The sequence below is a fragment of the Nitrosomonas sp. Nm34 genome (assembly GCF_900113925.1).
Taxonomy (GTDB): Bacteria; Pseudomonadota; Gammaproteobacteria; order Burkholderiales; family Nitrosomonadaceae; genus Nitrosomonas.
The window spans coordinates 22,455-36,990 of sequence record NZ_FORD01000008.1; the positions used below are offsets into that span (position 1 = coordinate 22,455).

A 14,536-nucleotide genomic window follows, 5' to 3' on the forward strand; every position below is an offset into this window, starting at 1 on the left:
TTCAACAGTTTACAGAGTGGCGGTCTCGACTATTCCATGCTGTAGATGAGTTTGTAAACCTATGGTTAACCAGTCCGCCACCAAGTTCGAAACAGTAAGAGATTATCCCCCTTTTCCTTATTCACATATTGAGTATGTGATATATCTGCGTACCCACCGTTTAATCCAAATTCACGCCGTCAAACATTACGATGCATTGGCTGTGCTAGAGCTTGAAATCGAATAATATTTGCAGGTGATTGCAGCATAGTAATAGTTGGTTACACCATTGCTGACATAACTCTCGGAATAATGCTGATTTGGTTCTATGTGAAATACCGTGGGTAAGTAAACCGAAGTTTTCCACATAAGAAATAAATCATATTGATGAAGTTGTTAATATTTCGATAACCTCTGGCTCGTCGTTTGGCAAGCTGAATCTTTTTATTGATGCCCTCAAGAATACCATTGGTCCCCAATGACCTGTTTTTTTGTTCCTTTTGATTTTGACGGCAATAACATGGTACGCTCCATTACCAATTGTGTTGACCTGATTAAAGAGAGATCACAAGGTTAACGCATCAAACCGGATTTTCTGATAGTTTACCGCATGATAATCCTCCAAGAGCAGGAAAAGTGCAACCAGATAAGCTAGCTGAATTTCGTTTTTACGCCGAGTTGAATGATTTCCTTTCTGCCAAGCAACGGCAGAAAACGATTCCCTATTACTTCAGTGGTCACCCAGGAATCAAAGACCCGATTGAAGCTTTTAGTGTACCTCATACCGAAGTTGAGCTGATTATTGTAAATGGTGAATCGGTAAGATTCGATTATCAACTGCAGGCTGGCGATCGTGTCGCCGTCTACCCGGTTTTCAAAAGACTGGACATCAGCCCCTTGCTTAGGTTACGCGAAAGAATCCCATCTGATCCTTGTTTTATCCTGGATGTCAATTTGGGCAAGCTCGCACGATTCCTGCGCTTATTGGGCTTCGACAGCCTCTATCGTAATGACTATCATGATTCGATGGTTGTGAAGATTGCAGTAAACGAGCAGCGTATCGTGCTGACCCGGGATCGTCGCCTGCTGCACGCCAAACAGATTCAGCATGGCTATTGGGTGCGTGCAGTTGATGTTGAAAGCCAGATCAATGAAGTCGTGCGCCGCTTTGGTTTATGCAGCCTGATTCATCCTTTTGCACGATGCCTGGTCTGTAACGGTATGCTTGCTCCCGTCGACAAGACCAAGATATTGGATCATCTTGAACCCAAGACGAAACGTTACTATGAAGTCTTCCGTCAGTGCATCAATTGCCAGCGCATCTACTGGGAGGGCTCCCACTTGGAAAACATGCGACGACGCTTCGCCGGCTTGCTGACAAACTGAGCAAGGCATCAATTAGTGAGCGCAAAAATGAAACTTTCTTGGCACTATTTTCAGTAACCTAGTCAAAGCATTAGGAAACTACTATGATCATAGAACCCTCCTAAGAACTATGAACATATATTCACTACGTTCATAACTGGTTTTCCTTTACTTTTGTCCAAAAAATAAAGGAGGCGCGATGCCTATCCATAATGCTGATATCGCAGCCATCTTCGAAGAGATCGCTGATTTGCTGGAAATTGAGAATAGCAACGTATTCCGTGTGCGTGCTTATCGTAATGCTTCCCGTTATTTGCAGGAAATGGGTAAAGATATCCGTACCATGGTGCAAAGAGGAGAAGATTTGACGATTCTTCCTGGCATTGGGGAAGATCTCGCTAACAAAATACAGGAAATCGTTGAGACCGGTCACTGCTCTGTGCTGGATAAGCTACATAAGCAATTACCGTCGACTATTACGGAATTACTAAAAATTCCTGGACTGGGGCCCAAACGGGTAAAAACTTTGTATCAGGAATTGGATATCCATACTATGGAGCAATTGCAACGGGCGGTACGCGATCATCGTATTCAGAGTCTGGCGGGCTTTGGTGAAAAAACTGAGATGCGCATTGCTGATGCCTTAGCCATTTATGCTGGCAGCGCCAGCCGCTTTAAATTGGCTACTGCAGCTCAGTATGCTGAGCCTCTGATTGCTTGGCTCCGGACGATTTCCGAAGTGCAGCAGGCGATAATAGCAGGCAGCTATCGACGAGCCAAGGAGACGGTAGGAGATATCGATATATTGATTACGGCTACCCAGAATAGCCCGGTCATGGCAAGCTTTTGCAGCTATGACGATATAACGGAGGTACTCTCTCACGGCTCTACCCGAAGTAGTGTCATCCTTAAATGCAAGCTACAAGTGGATGCACGTGTAGTAGAACACGAGAGTTATGGTGCAGCCCTGCATTATTTCACAGGCAGTAAGGCACATAACATTGCTATCCGCCGCCTGGGTCAGGAACGAGGGCTCAAAATCAATGAATATGGTGTATTTAAGGGTCAACGGCGAATCGCTGGGGAAACGGAGGAATCTGTCTATCAGTCTGTAGGGCTGTCGTTTATTCCGCCAGAATTGCGCGAAGACCGCGGTGAAATTGAAGCTGCCAGAAGTGGGCATTTACCTGAACTTATCGAGCTGGGTGATTTGAAGGGCGATTTGCATGCGCATAGCAAGGCAAGTGATGGTCATGCTACGCTTAAAGAAATGACTAGTGCTGCGCAACAATGTGGCTTTGAATATCTGGCTATTACGGAGCATTCGCGCCAGCTCACCGTTGCCCATGGCCTCGATCCGACACAGCTAGCCAAGCAGATTGACGAGATTGATCGTCTTAACGAGCAATTAACGGAAATTACGCTGCTCAAAGGGATTGAAGTCGATATTCTCGAAGACGGTAGCTTGGATCTACCTGATTCGATACTAGCAAGATTGGATCTGGTAGTCGGCGCCGTACACAGTCGCTTTGAGTTGTCACGCGCCAAGCAGACTGAACGTATTCTCAAGGCCATGGATCATCCCCATTTCACGCTGCTCGCTCACCCTAGTGGACGACTCATCGCCAGGCGTAAACCCTACGATGTCGATATGTTGCGTATTATCCGCAAAGCTAAAGAGCGCGGTTGTTACCTAGAGCTTAACGCTCATCCGGAGAGACTGGATTTACTCGACATTTATTGCCAGGCAGCCAAGGATGAAGGTGTTCTTATCAGCATCAATTCGGATGCGCACAGTGTGTTGGATTTCCATAACCTGCGTTTCGGTATTGGCCAAGCACGACGTGGCTGGCTGGAGAAACAAAATGTACTCAATACCCGCTCATTACAGGAACTCAAACCGCTTCTTAAACGTACGATGTAGGGCGAAGCTGAAATATGCGCTACACTTTTTAAAGAAGTATATTGATGACTTTTAAGCGCATTGTGTTCTTGCGATTAGCGCGCGACTACGGCACCGCCACATTAACTACATTGCCCAATGTCGTGCCCCTACAGCAAACCCGATGCGTAGAGGTCATTCCTTTCACTTTGATTCAGCATGATCAAACTTTATTTCTTTAATTTCCCATGGAAACTGAAGGTTCAAAGCCAGACTAAACAAGCTTTCACTATTCATTATTTTAATAATGCCATACCCATTAAAACTTACATAGAGCCATAAAATATTGATTAAGACATAACCAAGAGCTGGCAGAAAATAAAGAACACCTCTAAACATTCATATTTGTTTCTTACCTATCAGTGATAGGCTGCGTCAACATTTTTTGTTCTCACCTAGTCTTGTTTAGGATGCTGAATTTTTAGAGGTGGCCTAAAGTCAAATTATTGGAGAGCCTGTCATCTCATGAAGGCTTCTGACAGTATCCGAGTCCAGCTTAAGTGAATGTGCCAATTGACGCAAATAAGCTTTTTCGGCATCGGTGTCTATATTAATTGCGAACAAAGAAGCTGCATAAACCTGAGTCGCAACAATTTGATTAGGAATGCTAGAAATCAGCTTATTTAGATCCATGGGTTGCATTAACTCATTACGGATAAATTGATGTTCCTCGTCCGTAATCCCATCTTCATTTAACTTACCCATAATTTTGTCCATCTCAGATTGATCAAGTTGACCATCCGCTTTGGCAGCATTTATCATCGCCCGCAGTATGAGCTTTTCTGTGTCTGATGAAATCATTGCCTCTAATTGTTCCTTAGGCAAGGAATGAGCCGTTTCCTTTTCTAATTGCTCCTTAGGCAAGGAATGGGTCGTTTCCTTTTTCAGTAAACCAGAAAGCTGATCCCCATATTTTTTCTGGAGTGCATTGATGGCCATAGCACCTAACATAGAAAGTGCACTTCCACCTAGCGCACCTCTTGCTGCAGACGTACCACCACTTAACAAAGCGCCTGCTAGTGCGCCTATGCCTCCTAATTGTCCGCCTGTTAAATTACCGGCTTGCTTGGAATGAACGAACTTTTCTATCAAGTCCATCCACTTACTTGTAGACTGAGTTGAAGACTGGGCAGAATCGCTCATATGTTTAAGTTTAGCCTCCCCCTTATTAGTCATTTCGTTTAACAAACGTCCTACAATATCACCATAGCTCATGGTATTACCTCCTTGGTTAAAACATCTCTGTGAAGATCAGTATCACATTAAGATTGCTTAAGCTTTCATACGCAAGTGGTAACAGTTAATCGGACATAAAAAACTAAGTAAATACGTGCAAACACGTATTCCATAGATATTGCTGTATCCATTATTTTTTCATATGCTTTCTTGTCTTTCTGACCCATTGGCATCCCTGCCCTTTTTTAGCATTGATAAACTCAACAATAATCCGAGTTACAAATGATCTCTCATGAAACGTCATAAAAGTCTTTATCCTTTGTCTCATGATCATCATCATGCTCTCGTCCAGGCAAAAAATCTGCGTATGGCCTCTTCCAGCTCCGATATATCATCACTTCATCGGATTGCCATTGATTTTATTGCGTACTGGGATACCAGTCTTCAACTCCATTTTCGTCAAGAAGAAGAAATTCTGCTACCCGTTTTATCTCAGTACTCATCACCAGACCATCTGGAAATTATCGGAACCTTAAAACAACACGATAACATCCGACAAGTCGTGAGTCAGCTGAGAAAAAACATTGAGCAAGGAGCGGGGCTGGCTGAAGAAGGCCGGAAGCTATCGGCACTGCTCAGTATGCATATTCGCTATGAGGAGCAATATTTATTTCCCGCTATTCAGGAAATTGTACCCGAGGAAACTTTATGGAAAATAAATCGTCACTTGACTGAGAAATAAGGAAGCTAGCAGCAAGCCTATAGATTCACAGTCAGCTGACCCCAGCTTTCCTTAATACGATTATTTATGGTGCAATGACATTGCGAAGTTTATTCATGATCATTAAAGAAGCATATCCCTCATTCCATTTCTAAATCAAACTGACGCGAAGGCGAGCCTCAGGCAGTATCAATCATACGGCAAGGTGAAACCGACAAAGTCAGTTTTAATTTAGAAATAAAGTTGAATGGGCTATGATGGCGGAAATGTTCGATTTGCGAGGTATCCTTCATAGGTCATTGTGAGTCTCAATAATCAAGGGTTTACGTAACAGGAATTTACCAAACAGCAGCAACAGCCTGTTTTTCATGTTCTTGCGTACCTTGATAACGAGCTGTACCGCATCATTAAAATCGGGTATTATGCCTTTTCTTTTTTGCGGCGGGTCTCCCAACCTTTTTTTGCGGCTCTGCTCCGTTCTTCCGTTGTCATGCTGTGTCCACCCTTACGGGATGATGCATGAGTATCTTTTTCCCCATAGCCACTGCCACCGGGTTTGTTACCACCGCCCGATTCTTTATTGACGGTTGCCCAAGCTCTTCGTTCAGCTTCTTTTTCTGATACTCCACGTTTTTCATATCCTTCGGCAATATGATCGGCCTTTCTTTTCTGCTTGTCCGTATACTTGCTCTTTTCACCCCGTGCCATAGATCCTCCTGTCTGTGTCTCATAAGAAATCTCGATACAGCGGGTTGTTGGAATACACCTTATGACAGAACAAGCGTTAGTTGAGTTCCAAATTATACTGAGCGAGTGGTTCATACCGATTTCAATAGGAATTGTCAGTATAGAACATCAGAGAAAGGAAAAAACTAAAAAATTAGTAGAAAGCACACGCAATATTTGTTAAGGATGTTATTGTTATGGAGGATAATTTATAAGAAAAATATGCTGATGGAGAAGTAATTGGACACATCCTTGAAGGTCTATTTAGCTTAGCAAGAGCAATTGTGAATCATAGCGCCATGATAATTTTGCAAATCATTGCTTGAGCAATCAAGTATTTTCGTTATATACTGGACTGGTCACAAGATGTTGTTAGTTACAAATTTTAATAAGGAATCAATATAATGAGATTTTTTCTGATCGCCGCCGCTTTAGCAGCTCTGACATTGGCAGGATGTGGCAAACCAGGTCAAGCATTACCTGAAACCGAGAAAGAAGCCTATAACAAAATCATCTCTGGTCAAAAAATGGATTGTCCTCATGGATTGGATGCTAATGGTAACTGCCTTAAAGAAGGTGGAGATGCACGTCCCTATGGCGGTACCGGCAAACCAGGTCATTAATAATATAATAACCATGTAGTTAATAAAAAAACCGCCTCGTAGGCGGTTTTTTTATTAACTATTTTTTGCTTTGCACAAAACAAGGCTTGCTTTTCTTCTCTTATCCTCTTACTTATCCTTTTATTTATTTAATTAGTACAATCGCAGCTAATCATTTACCACACCGAGCTATTTAAGCTGCTCATATAATAAATTAAGAATTCGATTAGTTGCTTCTGATTCATCCGGCGCACCATCCTGATCGAGAATCTGAACCTCGCTGTTAGCCCCGACTCCGTTTACCTGAATACGGTATCGTTCTGCTTTTGAATCAGTATCACTTCGCCAAAAAGCAAGTTTTGAAAGAATCCCCTGGCCCTCACTCGCTTTCTGACTTTCAAGATCAGGGTCAGCATAACGAACAAAATAAACACCACTTGATCTATCTCGATCCTCAACAGTAAAACCTACCCGATCAAGCGCCAATCCTACACGACGCCATGCGCGGTCAAAAGCTTCGTTAATTATTAGCACGCCGCTCCTCGCTTTATCTATATAAGCCTGCTCTTTAACGGCACTGGCCCCGTTCGCTGCAGAAGCGACTTCTTGTTTGGCGAGCTCTTCCCCTGCGCCAAAGCGTATCATCAGTCGAGCAAGCATTTCAGCTTCCAGATCAGGATCAGCAGGACGTGGTTGCCAGATGGTACGCTGCGTACTCCTGTCAGCAAGCACTTCAGCCATTCCACGATGGCTAATATAAATTTCGGTTGCACCTGATTCACTTCGTTCTAGTCGGGTACGAAATTTGTCACGCTCAGCAGTTGAATACAAACCGTCGAGAAAAGTCGACAGAACGCTTCGAATAATATCTTGGGGTATTTTTGCCCGATTCTCTGCCCAATCAGTCTCCATAATTCCCACATCAGGGGCCTCAACCTTAACTAGAAACCCTAAATCCTGCCAGAATTCTTTAACTATTGGCCAGACATCTTCAGGAGCTTGATGAACCACTAGCCAGCGCTGGGTGCCTGATCGGGCAATTTGGGCGGGACTCTTTGTTACAGGCAGTATAGAAGAGTTACCATAGGCTTGTGGTTGCTCTGCCCGCTCCCTGTTATAGGTAGAAAATGTGGCACTTCCTGTAGAGGAGATATCAGGTACCGCGTAGCGTTCATCTGCAGAAGGTGCAGTCAGATCAGGAGGCACTTCTAGTGGGGGTATTTTCCCCGCTGATTTATAGTCTATTTTTTTACTTTCTGGAAATAAACTAAATGAATTACAGCCAGAAATCACCAATATCCACACTGCGCTCAGCATGAGCGTTCTTTGGCATTTTACTCTCGACATCGCAAACCTTTAAATCATTACTTCAGCTTGTTTCATTGCATCTTTGATCAATTGATGAAATTGACTTGAAAGTGGTGTTAAAGGTAATCGAATTCCCGAGCCTATCAAACCCATTTCCATGACAGCCCATTTTACCGGGATAGGATTCGCTTCAACGAACAAGTCTACATGCAACTTTAACAGCTTATTGTTAATACTACGCGCGGCAATCAAATCTCCTGCAAACGCTGCATGACACATTTTATGCATTAATTTAGGTGCAACATTTGCGGTCACTGAAATAACGCCATGTCCTCCTAACAGCAGCAATGCCAGTGCAGTGGCATCATCCCCACTATACACACAGAAATCCAGCGGTACACGATGCAGTAAATCACAACCCCGCGCAATGTTACCCGTCGCATCCTTTATTCCAATGATATTAGGAATTTGCGCAAGCCGCAGAACGGTATCGTTGGAAATATCTGCGACCGTTCTACCGGGTACGTTATATAAAATCATTGGAATATCCACTGCTTCTGCTACTGCCTTGAAGTGTTGATAAAGCCCTTCCTGGGTTGGCTTGTTATAATAGGGAACGACCGATAGGCAGGCATCCGCTCCTGCATCTTTGGCAAAGATGGTCAGATCAATAGCTTCCCTCGTGGAGTTCGCGCCAGTGCCAGCAATGATCGGTATTCGTCCAGCCGCATGCGATACCGCGGTCCGTATCAGCAAATTATGCTCATCAAAATCTACAGTAGGAGATTCACCCGTGGTTCCAACCACCACTATTCCACTAGTCTTTTGCGCAATATGAAAATCAATGAGCGCACGAAACCTCTCCAGATCCAGAGCGCCATCTTCAAACATTGGTGTAACAATCGCAACCAAGCTACCTTTTAGCATAGAATCTTCTTTAAAAAAAACAATATTCTACCTGAAACCATCACTTTTCATGCATTATCGCTTCGCTTTCTTTCCAGGAAAATCATGCCACCTTGGAAAAAGTTAAAACATCGCTTACACAATCAACTCTGATTGTATCTTTAGCGGCAAAATTACCTTGTAAAAGTTCTTTAGCGAGCGGATTCTCGATTTGTGACTGAATAGCCCGCTTTAATGGACGAGCACCGAATACAGGATCAAAACCGGCACGTGCAAGTTCTGATAAGGCCGCATCGGTTACTTCCAGTTTAATTTCCATTTTAGCCAAGCGTGCTTCCAGGTTCCGCAATTGAATCTGTGCAATCGATTTAATATCCTTTTCATCCAACGCATGAAACACGACAACTTCATCAATACGATTAATAAACTCGGGGCGGAAATAAGCTTTCACCTCTCCCATCACGGCGAGTTTGATAACCTGATAATCATCCCCACTCATTTGTTGGATCATTTGCGAACCAAGGTTGGAAGTCATGACAATAACCGTATTTTTAAAATCTACGGTACGCCCCTGCCCATCTGTCATACGTCCATCATCAAGTACCTGCAGCAAAACATTAAATACATCAGGATGTGCTTTCTCAACCTCATCGAGCAAAATCACCGAATAAGGTTTTCTCCGCACCATTTCGGTGAGATACCCCCCTTCTTCGTAGCCTACGTAACCTGGCGGAGCACCGATCAAGCGTGCCACCGAATGTTTTTCCATGAATTCCGACATATCGACTCGTACCAAGTGCTCCTCGGAATCAAACAAAAATTCAGCTAATGCTTTACATAATTCCGTTTTACCTACTCCAGTAGGCCCCAGAAATAAGAAAGAACCATAAGGTCGGTTGGGATCAGCCAATCCTGAGCGTGAACGGCGAATAGCGTCGGAAACAAGACGTGCTGCCTCATCTTGCCCAACCACGCGTTCATGCAGTTTTTGCTCCATCAATAACAGTTTTTCCCGTTCTCCTTGCATCATTTTGGCAACCGGTATCCCTGTTGCACGAGAGACCACCTCGGCAATTTCCTCAGCACCGACCTGAGTACGGAATAATTTCGGGCGATTGACCTCTTTAACTTGTGCAGTAGTTTCACTCTGCTGGATCTGCTCAGCCAGCTGTGCCTCCAGTTGAGGAATACGGCCATATTGCAACTCAGAGACTTTTTGCCAGTCTCCTTTACGTGTCGCCGTCTCTACCTCTTTTCTGAGTTTTTCTAATTCTTCCTTGATGTGCTGTGAGCCTTGGGCACGTGATTTTTCCGCCTTCAGGATTTCTTCAAGATCAGCATACTCTCGCTCAAGTTTCCTTATCTCATCTTCCAGCAATGTCAGACGTCTTTGCGAGGCCTCATCTTTTTCTTTTTTCATCGCCTCCCGTTCAATCTTCAGTTGGATCAGACGGCGATCAAGCTTGTCCATCACTTCAGGCTTTGAATCCCGCTCCATACGAATCCGTGCAGCAGCCTCATCGATCAGATCGATAGCTTTATCTGGTAAAAAACGGTCAGTAATGTAACGATGAGATAACTCTGCTGCCGCTACAATAGCGGGGTCAGTAATATCTACAGCGTGATGTAGCTCATAGCGCTCTTGCAAGCCGCGCAAAATAGCAATCGTTGCCTCTACCGTCGGCTCGTCTACCAGTACTTTCTGAAAACGGCGTTCTAACGCTGCATCCTTCTCGACATACTTACGATACTCATCCAAAGTAGTTGCGCCCACACAGTGCAGCTCTCCTCTCGCAAGTGCTGGTTTGAGCATATTGCCAGCATCAATGGCACCTTCTGCCTTTCCCGCTCCTACCATGGTGTGCAACTCATCAATAAATACGATGGTACGTCCCTCATCTTGTGCGAGTTCTTTGAGTACTGCTTTCAGCCGCTCCTCAAATTCACCACGATATTTCGCACCTGCTAATAATGCGGCCATATCGAGCGATAGTACACGCTTATTTTTCAGTGTATCAGGGACTTCTCCATTTACGATGCGCTGAGCCAATCCTTCTACGATGGCAGTTTTACCCACCCCAGGCTCACCAATCAGTACCGGATTATTCTTGGTGCGTCGCTGCAATACCTGGATGGTTCGCCGAATTTCATCATCACGTCCAATTACTGGATCAAGCTTACCCATGCGTGCGCGTTCAGTGAGATCGAGGGTGTATTTTTTCAATGCCTCACGGCTGCCTTCTGCCTCTGCACTCGATACACTCTCACCACCCCGTACCGATTTGATCGCTTGCTCCAGCACATTGCGATTAGCCCCATACTGCTTTAATAGTTGCCCGGTTTCGCCTCTGTCCTCAAGTGCAGCGAGCAGGAACATCTCGGAGGCAATGAACTGATCTCCATGCTTTTGCGCTTCCTTGTCTGTTAAATTGAGCAGGTTGTTAAGATCGCGCGAAATACCGATTTCTCCACCCACCCCTTCCACTTTGGGAAGACGTTCCAGGCTTTTTACGAGCGCCTCACGCAATGGGTTGACATTAACGCCCGCACGTTGCAACAGCGAAGAAGTTCCACCATCTTCTTGTTGTAATAGCGCAAGCAGCAAATGTTGAGGCTCTATATAAGGATGATCCTTGCCTAACGCCATACTTTGCGCTTCACCCAGTGCCTGTTGAAATTTGGTAGTAAGTTTGTCGAGACGCATACAAGCTCCTGATGAGAATATCTATTGCCCCTACTATATGGGAGTAGGATAGAATTTCAACCCTTGAGTTCTTCTTTATTTAACGCTTTACTTCAGGATAAGGATATAACATATTCAATGCAGCGCTTTTTCCTGGAGTTTGCACAATACGCACATGTTCCCGCCGGAACTCCCGGGCATGTTTAAGTCCGCACGAATGAGCAAGCATGGCGATCTCCTTGTTAACATTTATGGCATAGTTAGCAACCCGCAGGTATTTTTGCTCAACAACCAGGCCGCGTTGTAACCACGGATCATGCGTTGTAATGCCAGTAGGACAAGTATTCAGATGGCAACGCAACGCTTGTATGCAGCCTAAGGCAAACATAAACCCGCGCGCAGTATTAACAAAATCCGCACCTATACTCAATGCCCACGCTCCATGAGCTGAAGTGACCAGCTTTCCGGCCGCAATCACACGAATCCGTTTCTTCAGGTCAGATTCGATCAGTGTATCCACCACGCGCGGCAAAGCCTCTGCAATAGGTAGTCCTGCATAATCCATAAGTGTTTGGGGAGCGGCACCGCTCCCCCCTTCTCCGCCATCAATAGTCAGAAAATCAGGTGCATACTCTAACCCACGCCGATGAATGGCATCGCAAAGCTCATTGATAAAATGCCAGCCACCAATAACACTTTTAACCCCTACCGGACGTCCGGTTAAATCACGAATGTAAGCAATTTTATCAAGTAATTCCTCGATGCTACCAATATCGTGATGGCGATTAGGACTGATAGAATCCTGAAAAACGGGAATACCGCGAATAGCAGCCACTTCAGGAGTTACTTTCGGAGCAAGCAACAATCCCCCTTTACCTGGTTTCGCACCCTGTGAAAGTTTGATCTCAAAAGCTTTCACAAATTGGGCGACTTCCTTGGCGCGGGCAGAGGAGAAATTACCGTTTTCATCGCGGACACCATATTTGGCGGTACCAATTTGCATGATCACATCGCAACCACCTTCCTTATGGTAAGGAGAAAGCCCCCCCTCTCCTGTATTGAGCCAACATCCAGCCTTGGCCGCACCCAGCGACAACGCACGTACTGCGGCTGCTGAAATGGCACCATAGCTCATACCGCTAATATTAATAATCGACTTCGCTTCAAAAGGATATTGGCAATAACCTTCCCCGATGAGTAGCGAAGGTGTTGGTAACTGATCTTCTTCCTGAATGGGAAAAGCGGCATTGACAAAAATGCTTGCCCCAGGTTCACGCAAGTCATAAGTGGAGCCAAAACCGATGATGCCCCCTTTATTCTTGGCATTCTTGTATACCCAGGCGCGAGTAGCACGATCGAAAGGCTGTTCCTCTCGATCACCGGCAAACCAATATTGACGAAAGTACTTGCCCTGAAGCTCGAAAAGAAAGCGTAATCGGCCAATCACTGGATAATTGCGTAATATCGAGTGCTCTTTCTGGATAATATCGTGGATAAACAACGCAACAATAGCTCCAATGAAGACCAACCCCAAGATAGTACTTATGCTATATACGACCGGGTTTATTACATTAGACATACAGAATTCAATTACCTTCTCAAAATAATCCGATACATCCTGATTTTGGCAAATTCATTGAAAACATCATGAACTCAAACCGCATCAATGGCTTCTGCAGATAAAAAATTTTAGGTGCCCGTATAATCAGTCTAACGCCATTTCCAAATTAAAAATGACGCGAAGGCGAACCGCAGACAGTATCAATCGTACGGCAAGGTAAAGCCGACAAAGTCAGTTCTGATTTAGAAATGGAATAACATTCTGATTAAAATTTTCTTGAGATAATTCTTATCCGCTGATCCATAACAAACTGACACTGCCTACTCTACCTCTACTTCCTAAATAGCTTTACCTTGTATTGCATCCTCTTCCCTCTTCTCGACCAAATCTCATTAGCTTCTCCGGTTCTAGCTGATATAGCTATCAACGTGCAGCTTCAAGCAAAAGCTTTTTACAAGAAAAAGGCAAATAACTGCGATAAGTACGAAGAAAAAGGGAGGGTGCTATACTATAGTATTCTTCTCATTCATAAATTCAACAAAAAAAACTAATCTCTCCATTATTTGTGCTACAGCAATTTATTATAGTCCTCAGGCTTCTTACATTAATAAGATCACGTAGATAATGGAATTGTGATGCCATTAATGGGGGTTATAAATTAAATACTTATTTTCATGCCATATTAAGGGTACAATTACCAAATTCATAGCAAACTCAAAAATAGTCTGACTATGTATCCACAAAAAACAATGCATAGCAGGACATACTCAATAATTTGCCCCACGATTAAAGATATTCTTGGTCAATCAAGTTTAGCAAAGACTTATACATTGATCTGTATATTGGCCGATTCGAATGGCCTGCATTTGTTACAAGATCAATTATTCTAATTATCTGACAACAGAATAATACCGCGTTTGCCCTGAATTAATAGGGCACTCGACAGCCATAATAAAACAAAGAAACGTCCTTCAGGAAAATAGAGGATGCAAATATGACTCACTCTAATTTTCCTTAGATATTTTTATAAATATTTGTCAGTTGATGACAAACCACTATCAATTAATTTTGGTGAGTTATTTGGTAGGTTTAACTAATCACCGCACAAACATGAGAGATGTGAATGAATATCTATGTTGGAAACCTATCTTATAATGTCACTGATACCATGCTTCATACTATTTTTGGAGAATTTGGAAAAGTGATGAGTATTAACCTTATTAAGGATAAATACACTGGTCAATCCAAAGGATTTGGCTTTGTAGAAATGGAAAAACAATCTGCAGCTGAAGAAGCAGTCAAGAAGTTAAATGGACGTGCTATGGATGGAAGGAATATTACTGTTAATCTCGCACGTCCACGGGGAGAACGTACGCAATCCAAGCAACGCAGATGGTAACTCCCACCTGCACAATCTGTTGTTAAAATAGATATCTAGAAATATCCTATACAGTTTAGCTGTGCAGGTTTAACAACTTATTCCTACCTTACTTTTTCATTAAGGGTTACCTCATACCAGATAGTTCGCATTGAAGTAACCCTAAAATAATGTCTGTGTGCAAGTATC

At 43.7% G+C, this 14,536-nt stretch carries 14 protein-coding genes and 1 pseudogene; 7 read left to right on the forward strand and 8 right to left on the reverse strand.

Annotation, left to right across the window (positions count from 1 at the left end):
* The first annotated feature begins 61 nt into the window (after window positions 1-61).
* On the forward strand, window positions 62-226 hold the full coding sequence (locus BM283_RS18675; protein ID WP_175492038.1) for a hypothetical protein: 165 nt from the start codon (window positions 62-64) through the stop codon (window positions 224-226).
* A gap of 79 nt (window positions 227-305) precedes the next feature.
* Here the strand turns inward: BM283_RS18675 and BM283_RS05240 are convergent.
* Window positions 306-452 (reverse strand): annotated as a pseudogene (locus tag BM283_RS05240) (transposase); the annotation flags it as partial.
* Between the two features lie 163 nt (window positions 453-615).
* On the opposite strand from BM283_RS05240, the gene BM283_RS05245 reads away from it, so the two are divergent.
* The 3 genes from BM283_RS05245 to BM283_RS18680 all read left to right on the forward strand — a co-directional run bounded on the left by BM283_RS05245 (window position 616) and on the right by BM283_RS18680 (window position 3,468).
* Complete coding sequence (locus BM283_RS05245; RefSeq protein ID WP_090690426.1) at window positions 616-1,365, forward strand: Mut7-C RNAse domain-containing protein; 750 nt, start codon at window positions 616-618, stop codon at window positions 1,363-1,365.
* Window positions 1,366-1,543: 178 nt separating this feature from the next.
* Window positions 1,544-3,268, forward strand: coding sequence for a DNA polymerase/3'-5' exonuclease PolX (polX, locus tag BM283_RS05250; protein ID WP_090690428.1), 1,725 nt, complete (start codon window positions 1,544-1,546; stop codon window positions 3,266-3,268).
* 44 nt (window positions 3,269-3,312) lie between these two features.
* Window positions 3,313-3,468, forward strand: a complete 156-nt coding sequence (locus BM283_RS18680; RefSeq protein WP_175492039.1) for a hypothetical protein — start codon at window positions 3,313-3,315, stop codon at window positions 3,466-3,468.
* A 256-nt stretch (window positions 3,469-3,724) separates the two neighbouring features.
* Here the strand turns inward: BM283_RS18680 and BM283_RS05260 are convergent, their stop codons facing one another.
* Window positions 3,725-4,501, reverse strand: coding sequence for a tellurite resistance TerB family protein (locus BM283_RS05260; protein WP_090690432.1), 777 nt, complete (start codon window positions 4,499-4,501; stop codon window positions 3,725-3,727).
* A gap of 253 nt (window positions 4,502-4,754) precedes the next feature.
* Here BM283_RS05260 and BM283_RS05265 point away from each other — a divergent pair, with 253 nt between their 5' ends.
* The gene (locus BM283_RS05265; RefSeq protein ID WP_090690434.1) at window positions 4,755-5,204 is read left to right on the forward strand and encodes a hemerythrin domain-containing protein; all 450 of its coding nucleotides are present in this window, start codon (window positions 4,755-4,757) and stop codon (window positions 5,202-5,204) included.
* A gap of 268 nt (window positions 5,205-5,472) precedes the next feature.
* On the opposite strand, the gene BM283_RS20490 is transcribed toward BM283_RS05265, so the two are convergent.
* Together BM283_RS20490 and BM283_RS05270 are read right to left on the reverse strand one after the other, a co-directional pair.
* The gene (locus BM283_RS20490) at window positions 5,473-5,637 is read right to left on the reverse strand and encodes a transposase (RefSeq protein WP_139225194.1); all 165 of its coding nucleotides are present in this window, start codon (window positions 5,635-5,637) and stop codon (window positions 5,473-5,475) included.
* Window positions 5,604-5,891, reverse strand: coding sequence for a plasmid stabilization protein (locus tag BM283_RS05270; protein ID WP_090690436.1), 288 nt, complete (start codon window positions 5,889-5,891; stop codon window positions 5,604-5,606). Before BM283_RS05270 ends, BM283_RS20490 begins: the two co-directional genes overlap by 34 nt.
* 422 nt (window positions 5,892-6,313) lie before the next feature.
* Between BM283_RS05270 and BM283_RS05275 the strand changes: the two genes are divergently transcribed.
* Window positions 6,314-6,532: a hypothetical protein gene (locus BM283_RS05275; RefSeq protein ID WP_090690438.1), complete on the forward strand. Its 219-nt coding sequence runs from the start codon at window positions 6,314-6,316 to the stop codon at window positions 6,530-6,532.
* 168 nt (window positions 6,533-6,700) lie between these two features.
* Here the strand turns inward: BM283_RS05275 and bamC are convergent, their stop codons facing one another.
* From bamC to BM283_RS05295, 4 genes are all read right to left on the reverse strand, one after another.
* On the reverse strand, window positions 6,701-7,858 hold the full coding sequence (gene bamC, locus BM283_RS05280) for an outer membrane protein assembly factor BamC (protein ID WP_090690440.1): 1,158 nt from the start codon (window positions 7,856-7,858) through the stop codon (window positions 6,701-6,703).
* Between the two features lie 9 nt (window positions 7,859-7,867).
* Window positions 7,868-8,746 carry a 4-hydroxy-tetrahydrodipicolinate synthase gene (gene dapA / locus BM283_RS05285; RefSeq protein ID WP_090690442.1) on the reverse strand — a complete coding sequence of 293 codons (879 nt, stop codon included), beginning with the start codon at window positions 8,744-8,746 and terminating at the stop codon, window positions 7,868-7,870.
* Window positions 8,747-8,828: 82 nt separating this feature from the next.
* On the reverse strand, window positions 8,829-11,429 hold the full coding sequence (gene clpB / locus BM283_RS05290; RefSeq protein WP_090690445.1) for an ATP-dependent chaperone ClpB: 2,601 nt from the start codon (window positions 11,427-11,429) through the stop codon (window positions 8,829-8,831).
* Between the two features lie 79 nt (window positions 11,430-11,508).
* On the reverse strand, window positions 11,509-12,987 hold the full coding sequence (locus BM283_RS05295; RefSeq protein ID WP_090690447.1) for an FMN-binding glutamate synthase family protein: 1,479 nt from the start codon (window positions 12,985-12,987) through the stop codon (window positions 11,509-11,511).
* Window positions 12,988-14,092: 1,105 nt separating this feature from the next.
* Between BM283_RS05295 and BM283_RS05300 the strand changes: the two genes are divergently transcribed.
* Window positions 14,093-14,368 (forward strand): RNA recognition motif domain-containing protein, encoded by a 276-nt coding sequence (locus BM283_RS05300; protein ID WP_090690449.1) that lies wholly within the window; start codon window positions 14,093-14,095, stop codon window positions 14,366-14,368.
* Window positions 14,369-14,536: the final 168 nt, after the last annotated feature.

Excerpts from the sequence above, each read along its gene's own strand:
- BM283_RS05275 (WP_090690438.1), top strand. The coding sequence starts at position 6,314 with ATGAGATTTTTTCTGATCGCCGCCGCTTTAGCAGCTCTGACATTGGCA.
- dapA (WP_090690442.1), bottom strand. The coding sequence starts at position 8,746 with ATGCTAAAAGGTAGCTTGGTTGCGATTGTTACACCAATGTTTGAAGAT.
- BM283_RS05295 (WP_090690447.1), bottom strand. The coding sequence starts at position 12,987 with ATGTCTAATGTAATAAACCCGGTCGTATATAGCATAAGTACTATCTTG.
- BM283_RS05270 (WP_090690436.1), bottom strand. The coding sequence starts at position 5,891 with ATGGCACGGGGTGAAAAGAGCAAGTATACGGACAAGCAGAAAAGAAAG.
- clpB (WP_090690445.1), bottom strand. The coding sequence starts at position 11,429 with ATGCGTCTCGACAAACTTACTACCAAATTTCAACAGGCACTGGGTGAA.
- BM283_RS05260 (WP_090690432.1), bottom strand. The coding sequence starts at position 4,501 with ATGAGCTATGGTGATATTGTAGGACGTTTGTTAAACGAAATGACTAAT.
- BM283_RS18680 (WP_175492039.1), top strand. The coding sequence starts at position 3,313 with ATGACTTTTAAGCGCATTGTGTTCTTGCGATTAGCGCGCGACTACGGC.
- polX (WP_090690428.1), top strand. The coding sequence starts at position 1,544 with ATGCCTATCCATAATGCTGATATCGCAGCCATCTTCGAAGAGATCGCT.
- bamC (WP_090690440.1), bottom strand. The coding sequence starts at position 7,858 with ATGTCGAGAGTAAAATGCCAAAGAACGCTCATGCTGAGCGCAGTGTGG.
- BM283_RS05300 (WP_090690449.1), top strand. The coding sequence starts at position 14,093 with ATGAATATCTATGTTGGAAACCTATCTTATAATGTCACTGATACCATG.
- BM283_RS18675 (WP_175492038.1), top strand. The coding sequence starts at position 62 with ATGGTTAACCAGTCCGCCACCAAGTTCGAAACAGTAAGAGATTATCCC.
- BM283_RS05265 (WP_090690434.1), top strand. The coding sequence starts at position 4,755 with ATGAAACGTCATAAAAGTCTTTATCCTTTGTCTCATGATCATCATCAT.